This window comes from Paenibacillus sp., assembly GCF_035645195.1.
GTDB lineage: Bacteria > Bacillota > Bacilli > Paenibacillales > YIM-B00363 > Paenibacillus_AE.
On the sequence record NZ_DASQNA010000033.1, the window covers coordinates 21,832 to 46,832 of the forward strand.

Below are 25,001 nucleotides of genomic sequence, written 5' to 3' on the forward strand. Positions count from 1 at the left end.
CGGAAAGATGGCTAACTGGAAAACGTATTTGGGAATGGGTAATGTTAACAAAAAAACGGTGAATCCGCGGAAATACCTGCTTCGATTAATATGGCTCAGCTGTATTTCCGCCTGCATTCCGGTCATTCTCGCAAGCGCTGCGTACCACTATATTTCGATGAGCCGGATGGAGCAGTACATTCATGCGGAAAGCGACGCCTCGTTGCTTCTCATGAAGGACCGGGCGGAACGGGTGCTGCAAGGCATCGAACAGGAGTCGCTCCAGTTAGCCAAGGACCCGCTGCTCTCGAAGATGATCGGTCACCCGCATCATCCGCAATCGCTCATCTGGCATATCGAGCTATTGGACCGGCTGTCGGTGGCGAAAAACATGAACGGCTTTATCAGCGAAATCTTCCTCTACCTGGACGCCGAAGGTTTAGTAGTATCGAACGAATACGGCGTAATCGCAAGGAATGAGTTCAAGCACGAAAGCGATATCCAAGCCCTGATGCAAAGCGGCCGGCTGTCCCAATGGGCCCGGCTGCCAAGCAGCGGGAAGGACGGTTACATTACGTTCGCCCGTATGCTGCCGATGGTCGGCGGGGGGGAAGCGAAGGCCGTGCTAGCATTCGAGATCGAAGCCGCCTCGTTCGCTAGCTTCCTCGAAGCGGACACCGTCGTCATTCCCAGAGGCTCGGAACTGATCATCTTAAATTACCGTGAATTGTTCGGTACAAACGCTGAAGAGAATGCCCGCAAGCAGGAACTGGCCGCACAGCTGCAAGCGATCGACAATATCGCCGCCGCCGGGAAAAACGAGGAGCGCTTCGTCGCTCCGGGCATTGACGGCAAGCCGGCCCACTACCATTACACGAAGAACATATTCTCCAGGACATATGTAACGATCGTCCCTGAGCACGTAATTACGAGCCAGTTCCGCTGGATCGGAGGCATGACGCTGCTTATCCTACTGTCGTTCATGGGGATCGGAATGATCTTAACATGGATTACGGCGCGCAAGGCGTATAGTCCGATCGAGCGTCTAATCGATTACAGCCGGAGTTTGAATGCGGAGCGCGTCCCCGTCAAGGAGAACGAGCTAGAATATATTAAGGCCACGCTCGACCAACTCAATAAGGAAAAACATCATCTCTCGGAGTTCATGGAGAAAATCGAACCGTCCATGCGGGAGAAATGTCTGCAACAGCTGCTCGTCGGACAATATACGAATCACGCCAGGCTGCTGCAGGATTGCAAAAATTACGGAATCAATACCCAATTTACGAATGTCGTACTGATTGTCCAAGCGGAAAATTTGCACAGCGATAAGCGGTTCCTCCCCGAGGAGCGCAGCATCGTAGCCTTCGCATTGGCAAACGTCATGGAGGAGATCTTGCGCGCGCAAGCGTCGCTTCAAGGCCATGTCGTTCCTTACCAAGGCGCCGGCGTGGCGATCGTTCAGTTTAATTCCGGTCTGGATCAGAACCATATGCATGAACGCACGCTTGAGTATGCTCACGCGGTGTCGTCAGCGTTGAAAAGTGTATTGGCGTTCGATGTGACGGTCGGCATCGGGCGATATTACTCGCACATCGCCGATGCGAGGGTATCCTACAAGGAAGCGCAGAACGCGCTTCAATATCGGATCTTCCAGGATTCGGAGCGCATCCTCTTTATTGAAGATGTGGAGTCTGAGAAAAAGCAAACGATCCTCAGATATCCGCGCGAGCTGGAGGCGGATATGATCGATGCGCTTGATCGGGAGGACGCATCGATGGCCACGGAACACCTGCGTAAATTTGCAGATCTCTTACGAGGATCTCAATCATATGTGTTCATCCATCAGAGCTACCACCTGCTCTTGTCGTCGCTGATCGCGTCATTGGATAAGCATAATGTAAACCAGATGGAACTGATGGAGCAAAATTTGTTCGAACAGCTGAAAACCAAGCAGACCTTCTCGGAAGTGTTCGGTTGGTTCGAACAAACGGTATTTCCGCTCTACGTATGTCTTACCCGGAGCGAGCGCGAATCGGATAGCGAGACAGGAATACAGTATATTTGCAAGTACATTCGAGAAAATTGCGGAGAAGATTTATCGCTCGTGCAATGCGCCGAAATGATCGGGGTCAGTCCATCCTATTTAAGCCGTTTGTTTAAGAAGGAAATGGGTATGAATTTCTTGGAGTACGTCGTGGAATGCAAGGTGTCGGAAGCAAAGCGGCTGCTGCGGGAAACCGAGCGGAGCATCAGCGAGATCGCCTTGGCGGTAGGGTACTCCGAACGGAATTTGAACCGGATCTTTCAACGCCATATCCAGCTTTCGCCCGGCAACTACCGGGCTAAATATCGCTAGCCGCGGAAGCGGCGCCGACCTAGAGACAGTTTTTGCTTTGACGGACCATTTTTGTACGAGGGACCGCATAGCGAAAACTGTCTCTTTCGTACCGTCCGCAAGAGACCATAAGATAAATTTGTAAGCATCGGCATCGTTCAGATTCATAATCATACGTGAAACCTAAGGTGGCATTGTCATGAACAAAACCGAGCTCCCGCAGCTTCCGTACGGCAGCGTCTACTTTCGAAAATCTAATCCGCCGGAAGCGGATTGGGAAAGGGATTATGCGCAGGCTCAGGCCGACGGGATGAACATGTTCCGCCATTGGTTCTTATGGGGGGCGATTGAAACCGCCCCGGACCGATACGATTGGGACGATTACGATCGTCAGTTGGATTTGGCGGCTAGGAACGGAATCAAGACCATTATCGCGGAAATGATTACGTCGGTCCCGGAATGGATGGCCGCGGCCCATCCGGACGCCGTCTACCGACGGAGCGACGGAACCCGACTTCGGAGCCAGATGGGGGTGAGTTCGGCGACCGGCGGGTTCGGCAGCGGTACCTCAGGCCTGCTGTGCTTAGATCATCCCGTTGCAAGGGAACGAGCCGGTCGATTCCTCACAGCCCTTGCCGAGAGGTATAAGGATCACCCTTCCGTCGTCGGCTACGATGTTTGGAACGAATGCAATTACGCGGCCGACATTTGCTATTGCGAGCATACGAAGGAACGGTTCCGCGCGTGGTTGGAGCGAAAATACGGAGATCTTGCCGCGTTAAACCGCTCCTGGCGGCGCTACAGCTATACGGCGTGGGAACAAATCGAGCCGCCGGTTACCCTTGCGCCTTATCCGGAGTGTGCGGACTGGCTGCATTTTAAGAGGGAACATTTTTACGAACAGATGCAGTGGAGAATTGATCTCCTTCGCAAGGTCGATTCCCGGAGCTGGATCACGGCGCATGGCATTGCCGGAAGCGTCAATCAGCTTGCGCTCGCCGGGGCGGACGATTGGGAGGCGGCGTCGCGAGTTGATCTCTACGGCTTTACATGGGTCGCCTCCCGCAAGGGCAACGAACCATGGAAGCAGTGGCACGCGGTGGATCTCGTTCGCTCCGCCTCGCGCGGGAAGCCGTTCTGGCACGCCGAGGCGCAGGGAGGACCCCTATGGCTTCAGCCGCAAGTCGTCGGTCGGACGGAGGAGGACGGGAGAATCGCCGACCCGGAGGATCTTCGGGTATGGCAGATGATTTCTTTCGCCGGGGGCGCAAGAGGGTTGCTGTTCCCGAGATGGAGGCCGCTCCTCGACGGACCGCTCTTCGGCGCCTTCGGCCCGTACGGTATGGACGGCGCGCCGACGAAGCGTTCCGAGACGGCTTCGAAGATCGCGAAGTGGGCGAATGCGCCGGCGCGGAAGGAGCTGTGGGAATCGGCGCCCGTCAAGGGCGAGATCGGGATTCTACTGCTGCCGGATTCGCAGGTATTCGACGCGCTGCTGAACGCCGAGAGCCGAGACGAGCATTATAGCCACGCCGCATGGGGCGCCTACCAAGCGTTCTTCGACGGCAATGTGCAGGCGGATTGGATTCGCTTGGAGCAAATAGACGACTACCAGACGGTCTATCTCCCGTATCCGATCATGATGACGGAAGCTGCCGCGGAGACGTTATCGGCATGGGTGCACCGAGGCGGCACGCTGATCAGCGAAGGGTGCCCGGCGTATTTCGGCGAAGGCGGCCGCGTCGGTACGATGCAACCGAATTACGGATTAACCGAACTTTTCGGAGCGGTGGAAACGGACGTTCAGTTCATGCCGGACCGGTTCCGCGAATTGACCTTCGGCTGGAACGGCAACCGCGTTTATGGCGGCGTTTACAAACAGACGTTCCGCCCGACGACCGGCCGCACGGTGGGACGTTACGGCAACGGCTGCCCGGCGGTAATCGAGAACAGCTGGGGGGCAGGACGGACGCTGTTGATCGGCACGTTCCCTTCAGCGGCGTACTACCACGGAAAGCAAGGTACGAACGCAACCTTCTTCGCGAACGTGTTGGAATGGGCCGGCGTTGTGCCAACGCTGAGAATAGCGGGCAGCGGCTCGCTTCAGGCGAGAATGTCCTCCCACCCAAGCGGCGATATGGCGCTATGGATCGTCAATAGCGGCAGAACGCCGGCCGACGCCGAAATCCAAGTGACGCTCCGGAACGAGCAAAGACGATGGAGCTTGTCCAGAATGCATTGGGGGAGCGGGGAGCACTGCGAGCAGCGCGGCGACGCGCTTCGCGTCCATGTACCGGCGCGAGATGCGTTGGTCGTTTGGCTGACGATGAACGAGGGCGTAAACGATGACCCTGGAGCGGACGCAGATGGGTAACGCGAATCGAATGGAGGGCTTATATGAAAATCAAGCGAATTGAAACATTCTCTACAAGGATGCTTTCGATCGTCCGCGTGACAACCGAGGACGGCATGCAGGGTTACGGGCAGCTGGCTCCGTATCATGCCAATTTATCGGCGGCTGTGCTGCATCAGCAGATCGCGCCCCATGCGCTCGGTGCGGATGCGAACGACATCGGAGGACTCGTCGAGCGCTGCATTCGCAAGGAACACAAATTTCCCGGATCATACGTATGCAGGGCGGTAGGCGGACTCGATACGGCGCTGTGGGATTTGAAGGGGAAACGCGCGGGAAAGAGTGTATGCGAGCTGCTCGGCGGAACGCCTCGAGCGATTCCTGTCTACGGCTCCAGCATGCGCCGGGACATCGCGCCGAAGGATGAAGCGGAACGGCTGCTTCGCCTGCAGGAGACGTACGGTTACGAGGCGTTCAAGATACGGATCGGCAACAACTTCGCCTACGACGTAGACGTCTATCCGGGCCGAACGGAGGATGTCGTGAAGGAAGTGCGCAGGGCGCTCGGGCCCGGCACGCACCTCTTCGTCGACGCGAACAGCGGCTTCACCCCGAAACGAGCCATCGAGGTCGGGTACTTCCTTCAAGAGCAAGGGGTCACCCATTACGAGGAACCGTGTCCGTATCCGGAGCTGGAGTGGACGAAGCAGGTCGCCGACGCGCTCGACATTCCGGTTACGGGCGGGGAGCAGGATACCGATCTGGCACAGTTCCGGCGCATGATCGCAATGGGCGCCGTGGACGTCGTGCAGCCGGACATCTGTTACCTCGGGGGCATCGACCGCACGCTGCAGGTTGCGGAAATGGCGCGCACGGCGGGGATCCCTTGTACGCCGCACGCCGCTAACCTCTCGATGGTCACCGTGTTTACGCTTCACTTGGTGGCGGCCCTCCGGAACGCCGGGCCTTATATGGAATTTACGATCGAACGCGATCCTTGGACGGAAGGGTTTCTAACGAAGCCGCTCGCCGTCGAGAACGGGGCCGTTCGGGTCCCGGAAGGACCGGGCTGGGGCGTTGACATTTCGCCGGAATGGCTGGCGAAAGCGGAATATGCGGTAAGCGAATAACGAATAAAGGAGAAGGCGGGTGGAAGCGCATGTCATTGTCCCTATCGACGAAGAAGAATAAATCCCTGACGCAGACGCGGTCGAGCCTACTGAATCGAATCGTTCAGCATCGCTGGCTGTACGTATTGGCGCTCCCGGGGCTGTTGTACCTCGTATTGTTTAAGTACGCCCCGATGTGGGGGTTGTCGATCGCTTTTAAGGAATATAACCCGTATGCCGGCTTCTGGGGAAGCGAATGGGTCGGCTTTAAACACTTCGCCGAGCTGTTCCGGAGCGAAAGCTTTTACATTATGCTGCGAAATACGTTCGCGATCAACATCTTCGGTTTAGTGTTCATGTTTCCCGTTCCGATCGTTCTCGCCTTGATGCTCAACGAGGTGCGGCATGAGACGTTCAAACGAATCAATCAGTCCATCGTATACCTGCCGCATTTCTTGTCTTGGGTCGTCGTGGCGAGTATGACCTTCTTCCTCTTGTCCACGGATGTAGGCATCGTGAATAAGATCATCACGGAGTACGGCCATGATTCCGTCACGTTCTTATCCGAGCCGAAATACTTCTGGGCGCTCCTCACGGCGCAGACGATGTGGAAGGAAGCCGGCTGGGGCACGATCATTTTTCTCGCGGCGATGGCTGGCGTCGACCCGGCCCGGTATGAGGCAGCCGTCATGGACGGTGCGTCGCGCTGGAAACAGATCTGGCATATTACGCTGCCGGCGATCCGCCCGACTATCATCATTCTGCTCATTCTGCGACTTGGGCAAATGGCGGACGTCGGCTTCGAGCAAGTGATCCTGATGACGAACCCGCTCGTCACATCGGTGTCCGAGGTGTTTGACACATACGTCTATACGGTCGGCATTCTTCGCGGGCAAATCAGCGTCGGCGTCACGGTCGGCATGTTCAAAGGCGTCGTCGGACTCGTCCTCGTCGTCATCTCGAACTATATCGTCAAGAAGATGGGCCATGAAGGAATTTACTAAATGGGGTGACTATTCATGAGCTTCGTAGCGAAGAAAAAAATAACGGCTTTCGATTACGTAAACTATTCCCTGCTCGGCATCATTTCGCTCGCCAGCGTCTTTCCTTTCATTTATGTGTTCAGCGTTTCGTTTACGGACCCGGAAGTGTACGTTCCGCTGAAATTTTATTTGTTTCCCGAACAATGGTCGCTCGCTGCGTACCAATACATTTTGTCGACCAACAGCTTCGTGAACGCATTCAAGAATACCACATTCGTCACGGTCGTCGGCACGATTCTCAGCATTCTCGTTTCGTTTACCTTTGCGTATGCGCTTACAAAGAAATCGATGCCGGGGCGCAATTTGATGATGAGCGCTGTCGTATTCACGCTCGTATTTAACGCGGGCATTCTTCCGAATTACCTCCTAATTAAAGAGTTGGGACTGCTGAATTCGCTGTGGTCGCTCATTTGGTCCGGTCTTACGAGCGCTTGGAGCTTGATCGTCATTAAGAGCTTCTTGGAATCGTTGCCGCCGGAGCTGGAGGAGGCGGCCCGCATTGACGGGTGTTCCGAAATCGGAGTGTTTTGGCGGATCGTCATTCCGTTGTCGATGCCCGCGATCGCTGCGTTTACGCTGTTCTTCGCCGTCGCGTACTGGAATACGTACTTTAACGCATTAATCTACGTGTCCGACTCCGAGAAATGGACGCTTCAAGTGCTGGTGAAATCCCTCGTAATCGATTCCGACTCGAACGGCGTCGGCGCGGCCGGAGCTTCCGGCGGAGACGGAGCGTTCCTGCCGCAGGAGACGATTCGCATGGCTTCGATCGTGCTGGCCATGGCTCCGATTTTGCTCGTGTATCCGTTCTTGCAGAAGCATTTCGCGAAGGGCGTCATGCTCGGATCCGTGAAGGGGTAATTCAATCTATTGGAAAAAGGCAGGTGGCCTCGGTCATGCAGCTGATTTACGATCATAAAGATCCGCTGGTGCGTTTCGGCATGCAGCAAATTAAGGCCAGCTTGGAGCGCAGGGGCATCGACTTTGTCGAGAAGTTCACGCAATACGGGACTACGCTCCTTCCGGAGCGCGGCATCGTCGTCACGAAGGTAACGGCAGTCAAGGGTGCCCCTGTTCCGTACGAGGATCAGTCATTTCTGATCGCAGAGAAGCGTCCCGGCCGCATCCACATCGAAGGGTCGGACTCCCGCGGCCTCCTATACGGCTGCTTGGAATGGGCAGAACGGCTGCAGCGCGGGCAAGACGGCCTCTCGGGGCTGGAAATTAGGCAAAAGCCGGCGCTAGGTATGCGAGGGGTGAAGTTTAATCTCCCTTACGCGCCGTTCGACTCGGGGGACCCGTTCGTAAAGAACGAGGAGACGTGCCTTGACTTCGATTTTTGGAAGAACTACATCGATATGCTGGCGCTTAACCGCTACAACTGTCTGAGCCTGTGGTCGGAGCATCCGTATCATATGATGGTCGTCTCTCCGAAATATCGAGCGGCGAATCCGTTCTCCGATCTTGAGATCGAGCGGAATATTCAACTGTTCCGCAACGTGTTTCGGTATGCGGCGGACCGCGGCATCGACGTCTATTTGTTTACCTGGAACATTCGAATTTTGCCATCCGTCGCCGCTGCTCTAGGCTTGCCGGAGACGGTCGGCGATTTCGGCAACATGTACGACGAGCTCATTCACCGCGTAGGCATCCCGTTGAACCGATTCCGCAGCCGCTCCGAGCCGATTCGCGATTACGTCCGGGAGATGGTGCTGCAACTGCTGTTGACGTACCCGGAGCTCAAGGGTCTCGGCACGTCGGCCAGCGAATGGATGGACGGCGACGGCTACGAGCGGGAGCAGTGGATCGTCGAAACGTACGTGGAAGCGATCAAGGAGTCGGGTCGGGACATCCCGTTCATTCATCGAACGAATATGCAGAATGCCGGGAAAGAAATCCGTGAGCTGGTCGCGCCGCTTTTTCCCAAAGATCGGTTCTTCATTAGTTGGAAGTACTCCAACGCGCACGCGTACTCGCACCCCGAACCGCAATTCGAGAAACTGTGGGGCGCTTGGGAGGGGATCGACCTCGAAAATACGCAGGTGCTGTACACGGTACGCAACGACGATGTGTTTACGCACCGGTGGGGGGACCCGGAGTATGTGCGCGCTTACGTGTTAGGGATGATGAAGCCTTATGTCAAAGGATTTTACTGGGGCGCCGACGGTTATATCTGGGGCAATGATTTTCAGCACATCGATCATGGGCATAAAACATGGAAGTACGACTTCGAACGGCATCTGCTGCAGTTTCAGCTGTGGGGGAGGCTCTCCTACAATCCCGACGCCGGCGACGAGGTGTGGTCGACAGGGGGGAGACAGCAGTACGGACGCGAACACGCGCCGCTGTTCTTGGAAGGATTACGTCACGCTTCGAAAATCATTCCGGCCGTAAACCGGCTGTTCTGGATCGATTACGATTTCCAATGGCATCCGGAAAGCTGCTTGTCGCAGGTGAGCGGATTTAAGACAATATTGGATTTCGTCGACGGGTCCCCGATGCCGGGCGTCGGCGTGATGAGCTTGAAGGAGTATGCGGCCGCCGAGGCTGCGGGCGAACAGGTCGGTCCGCCGAATTCCGGCGTTGAGACGCCGGCGGACATCATCGGTTCGCTTCGGGACGCAGCGGACCGGACGGAGCAGACCGCTCTCAGGCTCCAGAGCGAGCTCGGAGAGTTGTGCGGCGGGCATGCGGAGTGTACGCTGTATGATTTATTCGCTTACGTAGAGATGGGACGTTACTATGCTTGCAAGTTTTCGGCTGCGCTGGAACTGAACCGTTACCGCCTTTCCGGGGAGGCTCATCTTCGCGAAGCCGCCGTCACGGCCTTGGAGCAGGCGGCACGGCACTGGGAGAAGCTCGGGTATTATTGGAGCTTACATAATAAACCGTACTTCATGGCAAGGGTGAAACGGACGTTCGGTTACCCGTTCTACATGTTGGACGTGTCGGCGGATATCGAGCTCGCTCGTCGGTTTATGCGGGAGGGGGAAGACGCGTGATTCATGAGGTAATGCTGCCAAGCCGCATCGTGTATGGGGTTGGTTCGTTCGCCGAGGTCGGTGCGCATGCGGCCGCGCTTGGGAGCAAAGCGTTGATTGTCAGCGATCCGGTGATGGAGCGAATCGGGCATGTCGCGGCGTGCATGCGGTATTTGGACGAAGCGGGAGTCAGCTGCGCGGTTTATTCCGGGGTTCACACGGAGCCGACCGATCTTCATGTGGACGAAGCGATGCGAATTTGCTCCGAGGCGGAATGCGACGTCGTGGTCGCGGTCGGCGGCGGAAGCTGCATCGACGCGGCGAAGGCGGTCGCCGTGATGATGAACAACGAGGGACGAATTCGAGATTACGTTGGAGGTAAAAAGCGGTTCGGCTCCAAGCCGCTTCCGCTGATCGCCGTCCCGACGACGGCGGGCACCGGCTCCGAGGTGACGAAGGTTACCGTCATCATCGATACGTCCGACGACGTGAAGATGATGATTTCGCAGCCGGAGCTGCTGCCCGCGGTTGCGATCGTCGATGCGGCGCTCTCGATGTCGTGCCCGCCTTCGGTCATCGCCGCATCGGGAATCGATGCGCTGTGTCACGCGATCGAGGCGTATCTCTCGAGGAAGGCGCAGCCGATGTCAGACGCTTGGGCGCTGCAAGCGATCGATCTGATTTATCGGAATTTGCCGGAGATTTATTCCGGACAGGGCGATACCGCACGCTTCGAGCAGGTCGCGCTGGGCGCCATGCTGGCGGGTGCGGCGTTCTCCAACGCCTCCGTAACGCTTGTGCACGGCATGTCTCGCCCGATCGGCGCGCTGTTTCATGTGCCGCACGGGATCTCCAACGCGATGCTGCTGCCGGCGGTGCTCGCGTATACGGCCCCGGCGGCGACGGGCCGGCTTGCGGACATCGCCCGCGTCATGCGCCCCGAATACGCGGACTTGAGCGTGGATGCGCTTGCGGAGCTTGCGCTCGGCGAGGTTCGCCGTCTGTGCGCGGAGCTTGACGTGCCGAACCTGCGCGACTGGGGACTCGACCGCGCCGCGTTCGAGGCGGCAATTCCGAAGATGGCCCTCGACGCGGCGGCAAGCGGAAGTCCCGCCAACAATCCGCGTTCGGTCACGGTGGCCGAGATCGAAGCGTTATATCGGATGTGCTATGAGTACAGCTTTGTAGATAGAGATCAGGAGGGAATTGTCTGATGACGGCAGCAGTTACAACGTTGCGGAATTATATCGGCGGCACATGGGTGGAATCGCGGGGAGAGACGATCGACGTCCCGAATCCGGCGAACGGCGAGTCGTTGGCTCGGGTGCCCCTCTCCACGCGCGCCGATTTGGAAGACGCGGTCGAAGCCGCCGCGAAAGCGTTCCCGGGTTGGAGCTCGACCGCAGTTCCGAAACGGGCCCGCATTTTGTTTAAATACCAACAGCTTCTCGTCGAACATTGGGAGGAGCTGGCCCGCCTCATTACGTTGGAGAATGGCAAGAGCTACACGGAGGCTTACGGCGAAGTGCAGCGGGGCATCGAGTGCGTCGAATTCGCGGCCGGCGCGCCGACGCTGATGATGGGCGCACAGCTGCCCGATATTGCAACGGGCATCGAGTCCGGCATGTACCGATACCCGCTCGGCGTCGTCGCCGGCATCTCGCCTTTTAACTTCCCGATGATGGTGCCGTGCTGGATGTTCCCGCTCGCGATCGTATGCGGCAACACGTTCATACTGAAGCCGTCGGAGCGTACGCCTTTGCTTGCGAACCGGCTGGCCGAACTGTTTACCGAGGCGGGATTGCCGAACGGCGTATTAAACGTCGTGCACGGTGCGCACGAAATCGTCAATTCGGTGCTGGAGCACCCCCGGATCCGCGCGGTGTCCTTCGTCGGCTCGCAGCCGGTGGCGGAGTATGTGTATAAGACAGCCGCCGCTCACGGGAAACGGGTCCAGGCGCTGGCCGGCGCGAAAAACCACAGCATCGTGCTGCCGGATGCCGACTTGGACCTCGCGGTCAGCAACATCGTCGGTGCCGCTTTCGGCTCCGCTGGAGAGCGCTGCATGGCTTGTGCCGTCGTTGTTGCCGTAGGCGACGTGGCGGAGCCGCTTCTTGCGAAGCTGACCGAAGCCGCTCGCAGCATGAAGATCGGCGACGGTTTGCAGCCCGATGTCTTCTTAGGACCGGTCATTCGCGCCGAGCATAAAGCGAGGACGATCGGTTACATCGAGGCGGGCGTTCGCGAGGGAGCGACCGTCGTCGTAGACGGCCGCGAAGCCGCAGCGGCATCGGAAGAAGGCTACTTCCTTGGGCCGACGATCTTTGACCGGGTTACGCAGGAAATGAGTATTTGGCGGGACGAAATTTTCGCTCCAGTGCTAAGCGTCGTTAGGGCGGACAGCTTAACGGAGGCGATCGCGATCGCGAATGCGTCGGAATTCGCGAATGGCGCATGTCTCTATACGGACAGCGCGAAAGCGGTTCGTCAGTTCCGCGAGGAAATCGATGCCGGGATGCTCGGCATTAATGTGGGCGTTCCGGCGCCGATGGCGTTTTTCCCGTTCTCGGGGTATAAAAAATCGTTCTACGGCGATCTTCACGCGAACGGTCGAGACGGGGTGGAGTTTTATACGCGTAAGAAAATGGTGACGGCAAGATATTGATCTGGGCTCAAAATGAAAAGGGGATGGTTAGCATGAAAATCGGATTTATCGGACTTGGGAACATCGGAATGCCGATGGCGCTACAGTTGGTGAAGGCAGGGTTTGAGGTTTACGGGAAAAATCGCAGCCCAGGCAAAGAGCAGACATTCATCGAGCGCGGTGGAAAGGCGGGGTTGTCGCTCGGGCAGCTTGCGGCGGAGATGGACATCGTCATCACGTGCTTGCCGATGCCGGCCGATGTCGAAGAGGTGTATCTCGCGGAAAGCGGCTTGCTTGCAAACGCCCGGGAAGGCTTGATTGTAATCGATTGCAGCACCGTGTCTACGGCATTGAGCCGGAGGTTGTTCGAGCGATCGGAGGAAGCGAGGGCGAAATTCCTCGATGCGCCGGTCAGCGGCGGCACGGCGGCGGCGGAGAACGGCACGCTCAGCATCATGGTCGGCGGTCGCCGGGACGTGTTCGACCGCGTGTCTGCCGCCGGGGTGTTCGACGCGATGGGGAAGAACATCTATTATGTCGGCGAAGCCGGCAGCGGTTCCGCAGTGAAGTTGATCAATCAGCTCATGGTCGGCATTCACACGCAGGCGTTCAGCGAGGCGTTCGCGCTCGGGCGGGCGTCCAACCTAGACCCGGATACTTTGTTTACGATCTTAAACAGCAGCTTGGCGCAAAGCAAAATTATGGAACGCCATTATACGTTATACATGGCGAAGGATTCGTATGATCCGGGCTTCGCGATCAAGCTTCTATCCAAAGATTTAAATTTGGTGGCGGAAACCGCTGCAGCTTCCAATGTTCGCCTGCCGGTCGGGGGGCGGGTACAGTCGCTGCTCGGGCGAGCCGAGGGCGAATACGGCGCGCTCGATATGTCCGGGATGGCCGTGTACCAAGCCGACGGCGACCGGCGTCTCCGCGAGGAGGGCGCATTGAAGCATTTCGCCGTGTTCTTGCCGATGCTCGATGCCGAGAAGAGCGCATTGTACCGCGAAGAGCATCTGCGCTTCTTGGATGAGCGCCGCGCGGCCGGCATGCTGCATGCGAACGGCCGTTTCGTCGACGGCGCGGGCGGCTTGGTCATCTACCGCGCCTCCTCCTACGACGAGGTCGAGCGTTGGGTGCGCCAAGACCCGTATATCGTGAAAGGCGCTAGACGATACGAAATCCACGAGTGGGATATCGTGTTGGCGGATCGATAATTTATTCGAACAAAAACTTTGTTGGATGCACTCCTTAGAACGGATATTTCGATGCCTTTCTAAGGGGTGTATTTTTTTGCGAATCGTCAAAATTTTGCAAATTTATTGCATGGGCAACTGTATACTATTTATACATCCGACTTCCAAGGGAGTGTTGCCCTTGAAAAAAGATATCCGCCTCTACGCCGGCATCGGAGTCGTTCATCATTCCGCATTCCGTAGCCGGCCCGGTGCGTGGAGGTGAAACTGCAACGCGCGGAGGAAGCCGATCAACCGAAGATTAACGCTGATAAATGCCGCGGCTGCGGCTTTTTCGCGTGGTTGGGATCGCTCGATAATATGAATAAAGTTTTGCGTCATACGATCAAATCCAAGATAGGATGTCGATGCCCATGCTATTCGGCTATCACGCAAGCCGCAAAAGACTACTCTCCTATTTTTACGAAACGATGACGTTAAAACGTAGAATCATGATGTTATTTCTCATGAACTCCTTCATCCCCGTCGCGCTTGTCGGTATGATCTCATACGATTCCATTCATTCCATTCTCAATACGAAAATTCAAGACGGCATCCGCAGCAACTTAACGCAAGTCGTTGGTTCCATGGAAAATGCAATCAGCAACTTGAACCATGTGTCGCAGCAACTGGCGTACGAGGGAACGATCGGCAAGAAGCTTAATATTATGCTGACTTCCGAACAGCCCTTCGAACGATCGCGGGTGGCCGCCGAATTAAAGAACGAGCTGAATTTAATCACGTTAACGAACCCCGGCGTCGGGCTGAATTTTTATTATTTTTCGGAAACCGGCAAGTTTGAGTTCGAGAGTTTGCCCGTCAAACCGGGAGCTGCTCCCGAAACCCTGCCGTTGCTGTTCGACTATTACGGGATGTCCTATTACGGACCGCATGCGACCAATTACCGGTTGGGGGATCAAATCGTCATTTCTGCGCTTCGGAAGGTGGAGCTGCCGAGAAGGGACGACGTGTTCGTCTACCTGGAGAGCGGTTTCAATATTACGCAAAATATTATGGAATCCGGATACGGCGGGCAAAAGGCGTCGTTTCTGTTTTTGGACAATGCCGGAAATATCGTCTTTAGTCAGTTATCCGAACAGTTCCCGGCCGGCTCGGCATTCTCCGCCGCAGGCACTCAGGGCATGCGAAACGGATTTTACTGGTTTAAGGAAACCAGTAATCAGGGCTGGAGCGTCGTATCCGCCATATCCGCGGCGGACTATAACCGAGAGATCAATCTGTGGTATCGAAAATTTATGCTGTTCTCGCTGTTTGCGTTCGGAATCAGCTTGTTTACGGCATGGCTGCTTTGGAAGATGGTGTACAAGCCGCTGAAAGTATTCAACGCGGAAATCCGCCGCATGGCGAATCATCAGGCCGAAGCGGCTGTGACCTCGGCGCGGTGTCGCATTCCGGAATTCGATTATTTGTTAAAGAAGTTCAGTCTAATGAAGGAGCAGATTTGGGAGCTGTTCGCGGAAATCAAGCAGAAGGAAAAGCGCCGTTTGAATCTAGAGGTGGAAAAGTTGTTGTACCAGATCAACCCGCACTTCTTAATGAACACGTTAAATACAGTGCATTGGCTGGCTCTGGTCAACGGACAAACCGAAATCGACCGCCTGGTTCAAGCGCTGAACAAGCTGCTTCATTACAATCTTGGAAAACTCGGTGAATATTCGAACGTAGGGGACGAAATCAGTGCGGTCGAGCAGTATTTGATCCTGCAGCAAATTCGGTACGACTTCATATTCGATGTGAAAATCGACGTCGACGAAGACACGCTGAAGACGCCGATGCCGAGGTTTATTCTACAGCCGCTCGTAGAGAATGCCCTCTATCACGGCTTCCGCGAGAACGGGTACGTTCGGCTCCAAGTCGCACGAAACCGGGATCTCGAGATTACGATCATCGACAACGGCGTAGGCATGTCGGAGGAGACGATCGAACGACTGCTGCATAACGAGCAGCCCGAGCACCGGAAGGTAGGCATGGGGATCGGCTTGAACTATGTGAAACGGATGATCGAAGCGCAGTACGATGGTAAGGCGAGTCTGGACATTCAGAGCGCGGAAGGCAAAGGCACCCGAATCCATCTTCGGTTGCCGGTGACGGGAGGGGCATGCGAATGATCAAGGTGCTCATCGTCGAGGACGACAAGCTCGTCCGAATGGGGCTCGTTCACGCGATGCCGTGGAAGGCGTACGGTATGGAGGTCGTCGGCGACGTCTCGCACGGCCAAGAAGCGCTTACGTTCATGGAACATAGCGAGGTCGATTGCGTGATCACCGATCTCGAGATGCCGATCATGTCGGGGATCGAGCTAATGCATGTCCTTCGCAAGCGGTATCCGTCCGTTCAGATCGTCGTGCTGACGCTTCATAAGGATTTCGAATACATCCAAGAAGCGCTGCGATTGGGCGCTATCGACTATATCGCGAAAGTGCAGCTCGATAAGGAGCAATTCGAGGTAGTGCTGGAGAGACTGCAGCGGCTGATTGCGGAGAAGCGGCGGGCGGAACGCCCGGCGTCGCCTGCCGATATCCCGCAGGACGGGTTTTCGCTTGATTTCGGGTATGCGCTGTTTTCCCTGCAGGATACGAGCGATATTCGATGGCTGGAGTCCGTCGATGGCGCGCCTCCGTTCGACGAGATCGGCAATGCGGCGTGGTTTCTGGCTCCGGATAGCGAAGAAGGCCTTGACCGCGTCGCAGAAGTCGTTACGAAAGCACTTCGGAACAGGGCGGGGTGGACGCTGGTTCGAATCGAGGGGATTCGCGGTCGTAAGCCGCAGGAAGTTTACAGCAAGCTTCGAACGTATCGCGGTCGCGATTACTTTTATGATTTCGACGATGCCGTACCGGCGACGGCGATTTCATTCGACCGTATTGCGCCTCACGTCGACAAGCTGAGCGAAGCAGCATTCGAATCCCTGAAAGCCGGTTGGTTGTCCTTCGATTGGATCGCCGACGAGAAGCTCTTCGAGATAAAAAAGGAACAGCTTATGCGGCTGCGGCTGCCGAGCGAGAAACTGAATTATTTACTCTACGAAATCGTCTCGCAATGGAACCGGAGATATTCGACCGGGGTTTTGCCGTCCGAGCTGATCTTATCCGAACCGACGCTAAGCTGGCAGGAGACGGAACAGTGGCTCGCGCGGATTCGCACAAACACGATCGAACTGTCAAAGAAGCTTCCTTACTCGATAGAGGTCGTGTGCTGCATTACGAAGGCCGCGAGAATCGTGGAGGAGGAGCTCGAACGACCGTTGTTCGCCGTCAACGTCGCGAAACGCGTGAACATGAGCCGGAGCTACTTCAATCAATGTTTCAAGGACATCATCGGCTGTTCCTTCAACGAATATGTACGTGCGACCCGATTGGAAAAGGCGAAAAACTACTTGCTTCATACAACCAAGCCGATCCAGTGGATCGCCGAGCGGACCGGATACTCCGATGAGAAGTATTTCGCTCGCGTGTTCCGCCAGCTGCAGTCAATGACGCCCACAGAGTTCCGGAGTAAGCATCGAAGGGGAAGTGGAGAATCGTACGAAAATCGGTGAACATTTGTCTGAAAAAGCGAGCGGGCTTTCGGTCGAAAGCACACCCTCTTCCTGCCAATCATCTAACGTAAAGCGCTTTCACGTTTGGTACATTGAAATTACACCACGAAGCCGCTTTCGGTGAACTGAGAAAATGACGAGGGGAAGTGTTAGTGATGTGGAAGAAAGGCTTTATGATCGCAATGGCCGCGATGCTCGTCTTCCTAAGCGCATGCGCCGATTCAGGCGGAAGCGGGGGGGCCGGCGAGTCGAACGGAGGTAACGATGGAACCGCAGCGGAACAGACGCCGTCCACCGGCGAAACGCCCGCCGCACCGGCAAATTACGACCCGATGGGCAAATACCCCGAGCCGATCACGCTCACGACCGGCATCTGCGTCGATCCGGGAGCTCCTAAGGATTTGCCGGCAGGGGATACGCTCTCCAACAACGCGTACACCCGGGCGGCGCTGAAAGATCTAAATATTGAGCTAAAGGAGCATTGGTCCGTCTCCTGTACGAACCTGGACCAAAAGATCAGCTTGTCGATCGCCAGCAACGATTTGCCGGACGCGATGATCGTCGACCGCGTGCAGCTTCGGAAGCTGGTGGAGGCCGACCAAATCGCCGATATGACGGAAGCGATCAAGTACGCCCTGCCGATGTCGCAAGCCGCGTGGGAATCCTCGAAGGGAGCGGCGATCGAAGCGGCGACCTTCGACGGCAAGATCATGGCGATTCCAAGCTCTAACCACGCGGACGGCAGCCTGAAAAATATGTGGATCCGCAAGGATTGGCTCGATAAGCTTGGCCTCGAGCTTCCGGATACCCTTGAGGAATTAGAGGCCGTCGCCAGGGCGTTCGTCGAGCAGGACCCGGACGGCAACGGTCAGAAGGATACCATTGGAATTATGGGCATGGACGTAAACGACACGATGTACGCTACGTTCCTGCAGCAGAACGATAAGGGCCTCGGCAGCATCTTCTACGCCATGGGCGCGTTCCCGGGCTATTGGATCGAAGGCGCGGACGGCGCGACGTACGGCTCGATCCTGCCGGAGACGAAAGAGACGTTGGCGCTGCTGCGGGATTGGTACGCCGAAGGCTTGATCGATTCGCAGCTTGGCATCCGCAAGGACGCGAACGAACCGATCATCTCCGGCAAAGTCGGCATCTTCTTCCAATCGCTCTGGGCCGTCTACACGCCGCTCACGGATGCATGGAAGAACGATCCGACCGCGAACTGGCAAGCGTACGCGCTCCCCTTGGACGGCAGCGGCAAGTGGACGCAGCCGGTGAACGCGGCAGCGAACGACTTCATCGTCGTGCGGAAGGGGTACCCGCATCCGGAGGCGGCCGTGAAAGCGCTGAACTATCGCTTGACGTACGGGGACTATTACGAGTTCGAGCACGGCCTCGACGCGAGCCATATCCCGCTCCGGATCGATACGCAGGAGCGTTATCAGATGAAGCAAATCGCCGAGCTGATCGAGAGAGTGTCCATCGGCGGCGAACCGAAGGAAATTCTGGACGTTCCGTGGGAGCCGTCGCTGTTCGACCAAGACTACGACTATTATCTGAAGGTGAAGAAAGAGCCTTACAACGAATACGACATTCAATACTGGAACACGGAAGATCTGGTGCAGATGCCGCGCATTTACGGCCGGATCGTAGGAACGAGACCGATCCGGGATCCGAATCGTAACGACCTCTCAAGCCTCGTGTACGAGCAAACGCCGACGATGACGGAGCGCTGGACGAACCTGACGAAGCTGGAGACGGAGACGTTCCTGAAAATCATTATGGGCGCGGCGCCGATCGAGGAGTTCGACAGCTTCGTGGAGAACTGGAAGCAGCAAGGCGGAGATCAAATCACGTCGGAAGTGCGGGAGATCGCGAAGTAAGCACTCGCAGAGGCGCGGCGAAAACGCGGCGCCTCTCTTTCCAACAAGGTCCGGAGGGAGGGAGGGATCACCATGTCCGTGGCCGAAAAATCCAACCTCAGCAGCAGCATCAACACCGACGCTGCAGTGTTAAAGAAACGCAGCGCGAAATCCAGGGGGTTCGGCAAGCATTATCTTCTGATGTTGCTGCCGGGATACCTCTGGGTGACCCTGTTTTGCATCGTGCCGATGTTCGGCATCGCCATCGCCTTCCAAGACTTCAATCCCGCGAAGGGAGTACTCGGCTCCGAATTTGTCGGACTGAAGACGTTCGAATACATGTTTGTCCTTGAGGACACCGTAAACATTTTTTTGAACACGCTGTTTATTGCGGTGCTGAAGATCGTCGGACATTTGATCGTCCCGCTCGTGTTCGCACTCATGCTCAATGAGGTCAGGCATATGCTGTTCAAGCGCACGGTACAGACCATCGTGTACCTGCCGCATTTTCTATCGTGGGTCATTCTAGGCGGGATCGTGTTGGATATTTTCTCGTATGACGGACCCGTTAATCAGCTCCTGGCCGCGTTCGGCCTGCAGAAGCCGATCTTGTTCTTCGCGAAGGCGGAATGGTTTCCGTTCTTCGTAGCGGGCAGCGACGTGTGGAAGGACTTCGGATTCAACACGATTGTCTACTTGGCTGCCTTAACGGGCATCAACCCCGCCTTGTACGAGGCTGCGGGCATCGACGGGGCGAACCGCTTCCGGGCGCTGTGGCATATTACTTTACCCGGCATTCGGACGACGGCGGTGCTGCTGGCCGTGCTCAGTCTCGGTCAAATCTTAAACGCGGGCTTCGACCAAGTGTTTAACATGTACAATCCTTTGGTGTACTCCACGGGGGACATCATCGATACATGGGTGTACCGGGTCGGACTCTTGGACCTGCAGTATGAGTTAGCTACCGCCGTAGGTCTTCTGAAGTCCGTCGTAGGTTTTATCATGATCATCATTTCTTACGCTTTGGCTTATAAGTTCACCAATTATCGCATCTTCTAGACGATTGGAGGGAGGACGGTGATTCGAAGCACGACGTTCGGTTCAAGAATGTTCGACATCGCATTGCTTGCGGCGCTCAGTCTCATCACGCTCTCTTGCATTCTTCCGATTTGGTATACGCTGGCGCTGTCGTTCAGCTCCAAATCGGCGGCGGCTGCCGGGATGGTATGGCTCTGGCCGGTCGACTTCAATGTCAATTCGTATCGCCAGCTGCTGGAAGACAGTCAATTCTTCCGCTCGTTCTGGACGTCCATCCAACGCGTCGCCCTCGGGGGAGCGCTGAACTTTATCGTCGTGGCGATGACGGCGTACCCGCTGTCGAAGAGCTCGAGGGAATTTAGGCAAAGAAACGTGCTGATGTGGATCTTGGTATTCACGATGCTGTTTCACGGCGGGTTGGTTCCCTTGTATTTAACCGTGAAGGCGTTAGGTCTCATTAACAGCATCTGGTCGCTGATCCTGGTAGCCGGCGCGCATGGGTTGGTGTTCAACATTATCCTGACGGTGAATTTCTTCCGGAATTTGCCGAGCGAGCTGGAAGAGGCCGCATTGGTCGACGGCGCGGGCCCGTGGCGGATGCTGTTCCAGGTGTTCATCCCGCTCTCGGTGCCGGTGCTCGCGACTGTCACCCTATTTAGCCTCGTGATGCATTGGAACGAGTTTCTGTATGGGTTAATTTTCATGACCCGGGAGGAATTTTATCCGCTGCAAACGTACATTCAGCAGATGGTTATCGTCTTCGATCCGAACATCATGGACGAGGAGCAGCTGAAGATGCTGGCGGAGCTGTCGAACCGGACGCTCAACGCGGCGAAAATTTTCATCGCGATGATCCCGGTACTGCTCGTGTACCCATTCCTCCAGCGGTATTTCATTCATGGGATTACGCTGGGTTCAGTAAAAGAATAATTTTTTCGGAAACGGAGGGGGCCCCCATGCCATGGTGGTCGAACAATCGGCTGCGCTTGATTCAGAACAACCTGCGGGAGAGTGACGCGAACCTCGATGTCGACGCGTTGATCAAGCAGTTGAAGGAGCTGCACGCTAACGTGCTTATGATCAACGCGGGCGGGATCGTAGCGTTCTACCCGACCAAATTGGAATACCAGTACCGGGCCGCCGGCCAGCAGAAGGACCTGGTGCGGGAGGCGCTCGACAAGGCGCATGCCGAGGGTATGAAGGTCATCGTACGATTCGATTTCAGCAAAGCGCACGAGAGCATTTTTGAGAAGAAGCCCGAATGGTTTTACCGAACGAAGGAAGGCCGGGAGGTCAATTACCATGGCATCGTGCATTCCTGTATCAGCAGCTATTACCAACAGGAATACTCGTTGAAGATTATCGACGAGGTGCTCACGAATTACGACGTGGATGGGATCTTCTTCAACTGGTTCGGCTACAACACCCGAGACTACAGCGGCAACGACCATGGGATTTGCCATTGCGAAGCCTGCAAGACGAAGTTTCGGGAGCGGTTCGGGCTGGAGCTGCCGGAACAGGAGAATCGAGATGACCCTGCGTTCCTGAAGCATCTGATCTACCGCGAGGAAACCGCGGCCATGATGCTGGATCGCGTCCATGCGCTGGTGAAGAGCAAGAACCGGGACATCGCCATTTCGACCTACAGCGATCACAAGGTGGATATTATTCGAGCCGAATCGAACACGGACAAGGCGCGTCCTCATCCGGTGTGGCTGTATTCGGCGTCCGAGAACGTGAAGGCGGTCGAGGATTCCTGGGACGATAAGCTGATCAGCAACTGCGTCATTAACGCCGTGGATTTGGTTCACCGGTTTAACGCCGTATCAAAGCACGAAATCAATATCCGGTTGAAGGAAGCGCTGGCCAGCGGATCGGGGTTGGACTTCTGCATTATCGGCGTGTTCGAGGATTATCCCGACCGGGAAAACTTGCCTATCGTTGCGGACATTTTCGCGTATCACGAGAAGCATCAGGAGTATTATGGAAATTTCACTTCCGTAAGCGAAATTGCGCTCGTTAAGCCGCGCAGGACGCAGTCGGCCGACTCGAAGGAATATGCCGGGTTGTTCAAGATGCTGAAGGAAGAGCATGTATTGTTCGATGTGGTTCAGCAGAAAACGCTGCCGGGCCGCGCGGAACGGCTATCCCGGTATAAGACGATCCTCATCCCGGATATCGCCGAGTTTTCGGCCGAAGAGCTCGAGGCGCTGGAGTCATACTCGGCGCAAGGAGGCTGCTTGATCGCGACGGGCCGCTCTTTCACGTCGGGCGAACCGAATCGCAGCTTCCTGCAGCGTACGTTCGGCGTGCAGGCGGAAGAGGCGGGGACGTTCCGGCGGCAAGCCGCATACTTGTACGTCGGGGACAAAGAGACGTTCCGGCGGTTCCCGGAGCGCGACTGGCTGCTGCTCGACGGCCACTTTGGCCGCGTCCGGTTCGGCGCCGCATGCCGCACCCACCTTCCGCTCGTGGAGCCGTCCACGTTCGGTCCGCCGGAGCGGGCGTTCGGGCATCGAATTTCGGACGACGTCTTCGGCCTGGGCGTCCATTCCGACGATCGGCGCACGTCCGTCTACATGCCGTGGCAGCCGGGGCAGCTGTATTACAAGCACGGCTACGACGACAATAAGCGGCTGCTGCTCGATGTGCTGGATCGATTCGTTCAGCTGGAATCCCCCGTCATCATCGAAGCGCCGCAAACCGTAGAACTGTTTTTTAACCGCTTGGACGACGAGACGTATATCCTGCACCTGCTGAACTTGTCCGGCTTCAACGGGGTGTCGTATTTCGAGCCGACGCCGATTCATAACGTTCGGGTTCGGCTGCCGCGCGTGGAGCGATGCAAGCAGCTGATATCTTTGGTCGACGACGCGACCCCGGTCGTCGCGGGCGACACCGACGGCGTGACGTTGACGCTGCCGGTGCTGCGGGACTTTGCCGCGGTCGTATTGAAGGTGTAAATCGAGTCGGAGGAGAGGGATCATTCGGTGAAAATGGTCACTACGTTCACATTCCTGCCGGAGCAGGTGGAAGCAATGCGCGCCAAAGGCGTAGATGTGCTGCAGTACAACTCCGAGCAGGCGCTGATTGACGGGGAAGAATACGTCGACGCCGACATTATTATCGCCAACCATCGCACGCTCCAGCGGGATTTCTTAGAGCGATGCAAGCGGGTGCGTTGGGTGCAGGTCGCGCATATCGGTATTGAACGGCTGCCGATGGATTACTTGCAGGAGCGGGGCGTGATCGTCATTAACGCCCGGGGCGGTATGGGCGTACCGATTGCGGAAGACATCCTGTGCAAGATGCTGATGCTTTCCCGCAAGAGCGCCTCGCTCATGAAGCATCAATTCGAACGCGCGTGGACGAAGGCGAGCGGCATCGTGAACCTGAGCGGCAAGACCGTCGGCATCATCGGAGCGGGGGACGTCGGGACGGAAACAGCCATCCGGGCCAGAGCGTTCGGGATGCGAACGATCGGAATCAATACGGACGGGCGGCCGTCGCCCGATTTCGACGCGATCTATAAGCCGGAGCAGCTGAACGAGGTGCTGGCGCAAAGCGACTTCCATGTCCTTGCGCTGCCTTTAACGGACCGGACCGTCAACCTGATCGACGAAGAGCAATTCGCGGCAATGAGGCTGAGCTCCTTCCTCATCAACATCTCCAGAGGCGCGCTCATTAACGAGGCGGCGCTATTGGACGCGCTGCGGAACCGGAGGATCGCGGGCGCGGCGCTCGACGTATTCGTCGAGGAATTCAAGCTCGGGTATCTTCCGAAAGAGAGCCCGTTCTGGGATTTGGACAATATCATCATCACCCCGCATTGCGCGGGCGCCGGGGATGGATTCGCCGCGCGGTTTACGAAGGTGTTCTTGACGAATTTGGACCACTTCTTGCAGGGGGACGTCGATCGCATGGTCAACGTGCGGGAATTCGGCAAAGGGTATTAGAAGAGAGGGGGCGAAGCGGTTGAAGGTCGGGTTTATCGGACTGGGCATCATGGGGAAGCCGATGGCGAAACACATTTTGAAGGCGGGATATCCCTTATCCGTTTACAATCGAAGCTCGGCGCCGGTGGACGAATTATCGGCGCTCGGCGCGCGCGCTTGCGGCAATCCGAGGGAGGTGGCCGAAGCGTCCGACGTCGTCATCACGATGCTGCCGGACACGCCGGACGTTCGGCTGGTAGCGCTGGGCGTGGAAGGCATTATCGAAGGGATCGCGCCGGGCGGCATCGTGATCGACATGAGCTCGATCAACTCGAACGCGGCCGTGGAGATCGCGGGGAAGTTCGCCGAGCGAGGGGTCTCCTTCCTGGATGCGCCGGTGAGCGGAGGCGAGATCGGCGCCGTGGAAGGGACGCTGGCGATTATGGTCGGCGGTAACGAGAGCGTGTTCGCGGCCTGCGAGCCCTTGTTGCGCTCGATGGGCAAGACCGTTACCCGGGTCGGGGGCGTCGGCGCGGGCAACACGGTGAAGCTTATGAACCAAATCATGGTCGCGATCCACCTGGCCGCCTTATCGGAGGCGTTCGCCTTCGGGAAGAAGGCGGGGATCGATCCGAATGTGGCATATCAAGCGATTAGGGGTGGTTTGGCCGCAAGCCGGGTCATGGACACGAAGATCGCGAACATCGAGAAGGAGCGGTATGAGCCGGGGTTCCGGATCAAGCTGCATGCGAAGGATCTTCGCAACGCGATGGCGGTCGGCGAGGCGGCCGGGGCGGCATTGCCCTTCGCGGAGCAGGTGTTGGACTTATTCGCCGAGCTGGCCGAGCAGGGCTTCGCGGAGGAAGACCACAGCGCCTTGCATCGCTTATTTCGGTAAGCTGCAGGATCGCGAAACGAGGAGGTC

At 56.8% G+C, this 25,001-nt stretch carries 17 protein-coding genes; all 17 read left to right on the top strand.

Annotated elements, in window-relative coordinates:
- Nucleotides 1-7 precede the first annotated feature (7 nt).
- The 17 genes from VE009_RS17570 (at nt 8) to VE009_RS17650 (ending at nt 24,974) form a co-directional block, all read left to right on the top strand.
- Nucleotides 8-2,338 (top strand): helix-turn-helix domain-containing protein, encoded by a 2,331-nt coding sequence (locus tag VE009_RS17570; protein WP_325009898.1) that lies wholly within the window; start codon nt 8-10, stop codon nt 2,336-2,338.
- 178 nt (nt 2,339-2,516) lie between these two features.
- The gene (locus VE009_RS17575) at nt 2,517-4,691 is read left to right on the top strand and encodes a beta-galactosidase (RefSeq protein WP_325009900.1); all 2,175 of its coding nucleotides are present in this window, start codon (nt 2,517-2,519) and stop codon (nt 4,689-4,691) included.
- A 23-nt stretch (nt 4,692-4,714) separates the two neighbouring features.
- On the top strand, nt 4,715-5,800 hold the full coding sequence (locus VE009_RS17580; protein ID WP_325009902.1) for a mandelate racemase/muconate lactonizing enzyme family protein: 1,086 nt from the start codon (nt 4,715-4,717) through the stop codon (nt 5,798-5,800).
- 29 nt (nt 5,801-5,829) lie between these two features.
- A complete protein-coding gene (locus VE009_RS17585; protein WP_325009904.1) occupies nt 5,830-6,783 on the top strand; it encodes an ABC transporter permease in 954 nt (317 codons plus the stop codon).
- 15 nt (nt 6,784-6,798) lie between these two features.
- Nucleotides 6,799-7,683: a carbohydrate ABC transporter permease gene (locus VE009_RS17590; RefSeq protein WP_325009906.1), complete on the top strand. Its 885-nt coding sequence runs from the start codon at nt 6,799-6,801 to the stop codon at nt 7,681-7,683.
- Between the two features lie 35 nt (nt 7,684-7,718).
- On the top strand, nt 7,719-9,824 hold the full coding sequence (locus VE009_RS17595; RefSeq protein ID WP_325009907.1) for a hypothetical protein: 2,106 nt from the start codon (nt 7,719-7,721) through the stop codon (nt 9,822-9,824).
- Nucleotides 9,824-11,017, top strand: coding sequence for an iron-containing alcohol dehydrogenase (locus tag VE009_RS17600; protein ID WP_325010173.1), 1,194 nt, complete (start codon nt 9,824-9,826; stop codon nt 11,015-11,017). The genes VE009_RS17595 and VE009_RS17600 overlap by 1 nt, the downstream gene beginning before the upstream one ends.
- Nucleotides 11,017-12,468, top strand: coding sequence for a CoA-acylating methylmalonate-semialdehyde dehydrogenase (locus tag VE009_RS17605; protein WP_325009909.1), 1,452 nt, complete (start codon nt 11,017-11,019; stop codon nt 12,466-12,468). Before VE009_RS17600 ends, VE009_RS17605 begins: the two co-directional genes overlap by 1 nt.
- A gap of 32 nt (nt 12,469-12,500) precedes the next feature.
- Nucleotides 12,501-13,664: an NAD(P)-binding domain-containing protein gene (locus VE009_RS17610; protein ID WP_325009911.1), complete on the top strand. Its 1,164-nt coding sequence runs from the start codon at nt 12,501-12,503 to the stop codon at nt 13,662-13,664.
- Nucleotides 13,665-14,149: 485 nt separating this feature from the next.
- A complete protein-coding gene (locus VE009_RS17615) occupies nt 14,150-15,811 on the top strand; it encodes a sensor histidine kinase (protein WP_325009913.1) in 1,662 nt (553 codons plus the stop codon).
- The gene (locus VE009_RS17620; protein ID WP_325009915.1) at nt 15,808-17,241 is read left to right on the top strand and encodes a response regulator; all 1,434 of its coding nucleotides are present in this window, start codon (nt 15,808-15,810) and stop codon (nt 17,239-17,241) included. The genes VE009_RS17615 and VE009_RS17620 overlap by 4 nt, the downstream gene beginning before the upstream one ends.
- A gap of 155 nt (nt 17,242-17,396) precedes the next feature.
- Nucleotides 17,397-19,124: an extracellular solute-binding protein gene (locus VE009_RS17625; RefSeq protein ID WP_325010175.1), complete on the top strand. Its 1,728-nt coding sequence runs from the start codon at nt 17,397-17,399 to the stop codon at nt 19,122-19,124.
- 180 nt (nt 19,125-19,304) lie between these two features.
- Nucleotides 19,305-20,162, top strand: coding sequence for an ABC transporter permease (locus tag VE009_RS17630; protein WP_325010177.1), 858 nt, complete (start codon nt 19,305-19,307; stop codon nt 20,160-20,162).
- Nucleotides 20,163-20,180: 18 nt separating this feature from the next.
- On the top strand, nt 20,181-21,071 hold the full coding sequence (locus VE009_RS17635; RefSeq protein ID WP_325009916.1) for a carbohydrate ABC transporter permease: 891 nt from the start codon (nt 20,181-20,183) through the stop codon (nt 21,069-21,071).
- A 26-nt stretch (nt 21,072-21,097) separates the two neighbouring features.
- Nucleotides 21,098-23,104: an alpha-amylase family protein gene (locus VE009_RS17640; protein WP_325009918.1), complete on the top strand. Its 2,007-nt coding sequence runs from the start codon at nt 21,098-21,100 to the stop codon at nt 23,102-23,104.
- Nucleotides 23,105-23,137: 33 nt separating this feature from the next.
- Complete coding sequence (locus VE009_RS17645; RefSeq protein WP_325010179.1) at nt 23,138-24,097, top strand: D-2-hydroxyacid dehydrogenase; 960 nt, start codon at nt 23,138-23,140, stop codon at nt 24,095-24,097.
- A 19-nt stretch (nt 24,098-24,116) separates the two neighbouring features.
- Nucleotides 24,117-24,974, top strand: coding sequence for an NAD(P)-binding domain-containing protein (locus VE009_RS17650; RefSeq protein WP_325009919.1), 858 nt, complete (start codon nt 24,117-24,119; stop codon nt 24,972-24,974).
- Nucleotides 24,975-25,001 lie beyond the last annotated feature (27 nt).

What these genes read in the sequence shown, in the direction of transcription:
- VE009_RS17610 (WP_325009911.1), top strand. Translation starts at nt 12,501, where the DNA reads ATGAAAATCGGATTTATCGGACTTGGGAACATCGGAATGCCGATGGCG.
- VE009_RS17640 (WP_325009918.1), top strand. Translation starts at nt 21,098, where the DNA reads ATGCCATGGTGGTCGAACAATCGGCTGCGCTTGATTCAGAACAACCTG.
- VE009_RS17585 (WP_325009904.1), top strand. Translation starts at nt 5,830, where the DNA reads ATGTCATTGTCCCTATCGACGAAGAAGAATAAATCCCTGACGCAGACG.
- VE009_RS17580 (WP_325009902.1), top strand. Translation starts at nt 4,715, where the DNA reads ATGAAAATCAAGCGAATTGAAACATTCTCTACAAGGATGCTTTCGATC.
- VE009_RS17570 (WP_325009898.1), top strand. Translation starts at nt 8, where the DNA reads ATGGCTAACTGGAAAACGTATTTGGGAATGGGTAATGTTAACAAAAAA.
- VE009_RS17625 (WP_325010175.1), top strand. Translation starts at nt 17,397, where the DNA reads ATGTGGAAGAAAGGCTTTATGATCGCAATGGCCGCGATGCTCGTCTTC.
- VE009_RS17645 (WP_325010179.1), top strand. Translation starts at nt 23,138, where the DNA reads ATGGTCACTACGTTCACATTCCTGCCGGAGCAGGTGGAAGCAATGCGC.
- VE009_RS17575 (WP_325009900.1), top strand. Translation starts at nt 2,517, where the DNA reads ATGAACAAAACCGAGCTCCCGCAGCTTCCGTACGGCAGCGTCTACTTT.
- VE009_RS17630 (WP_325010177.1), top strand. Translation starts at nt 19,305, where the DNA reads ATGTTGCTGCCGGGATACCTCTGGGTGACCCTGTTTTGCATCGTGCCG.
- VE009_RS17615 (WP_325009913.1), top strand. Translation starts at nt 14,150, where the DNA reads ATGAACTCCTTCATCCCCGTCGCGCTTGTCGGTATGATCTCATACGAT.
- VE009_RS17605 (WP_325009909.1), top strand. Translation starts at nt 11,017, where the DNA reads ATGACGGCAGCAGTTACAACGTTGCGGAATTATATCGGCGGCACATGG.
- VE009_RS17595 (WP_325009907.1), top strand. Translation starts at nt 7,719, where the DNA reads ATGCAGCTGATTTACGATCATAAAGATCCGCTGGTGCGTTTCGGCATG.
- VE009_RS17590 (WP_325009906.1), top strand. Translation starts at nt 6,799, where the DNA reads ATGAGCTTCGTAGCGAAGAAAAAAATAACGGCTTTCGATTACGTAAAC.
- VE009_RS17620 (WP_325009915.1), top strand. Translation starts at nt 15,808, where the DNA reads ATGATCAAGGTGCTCATCGTCGAGGACGACAAGCTCGTCCGAATGGGG.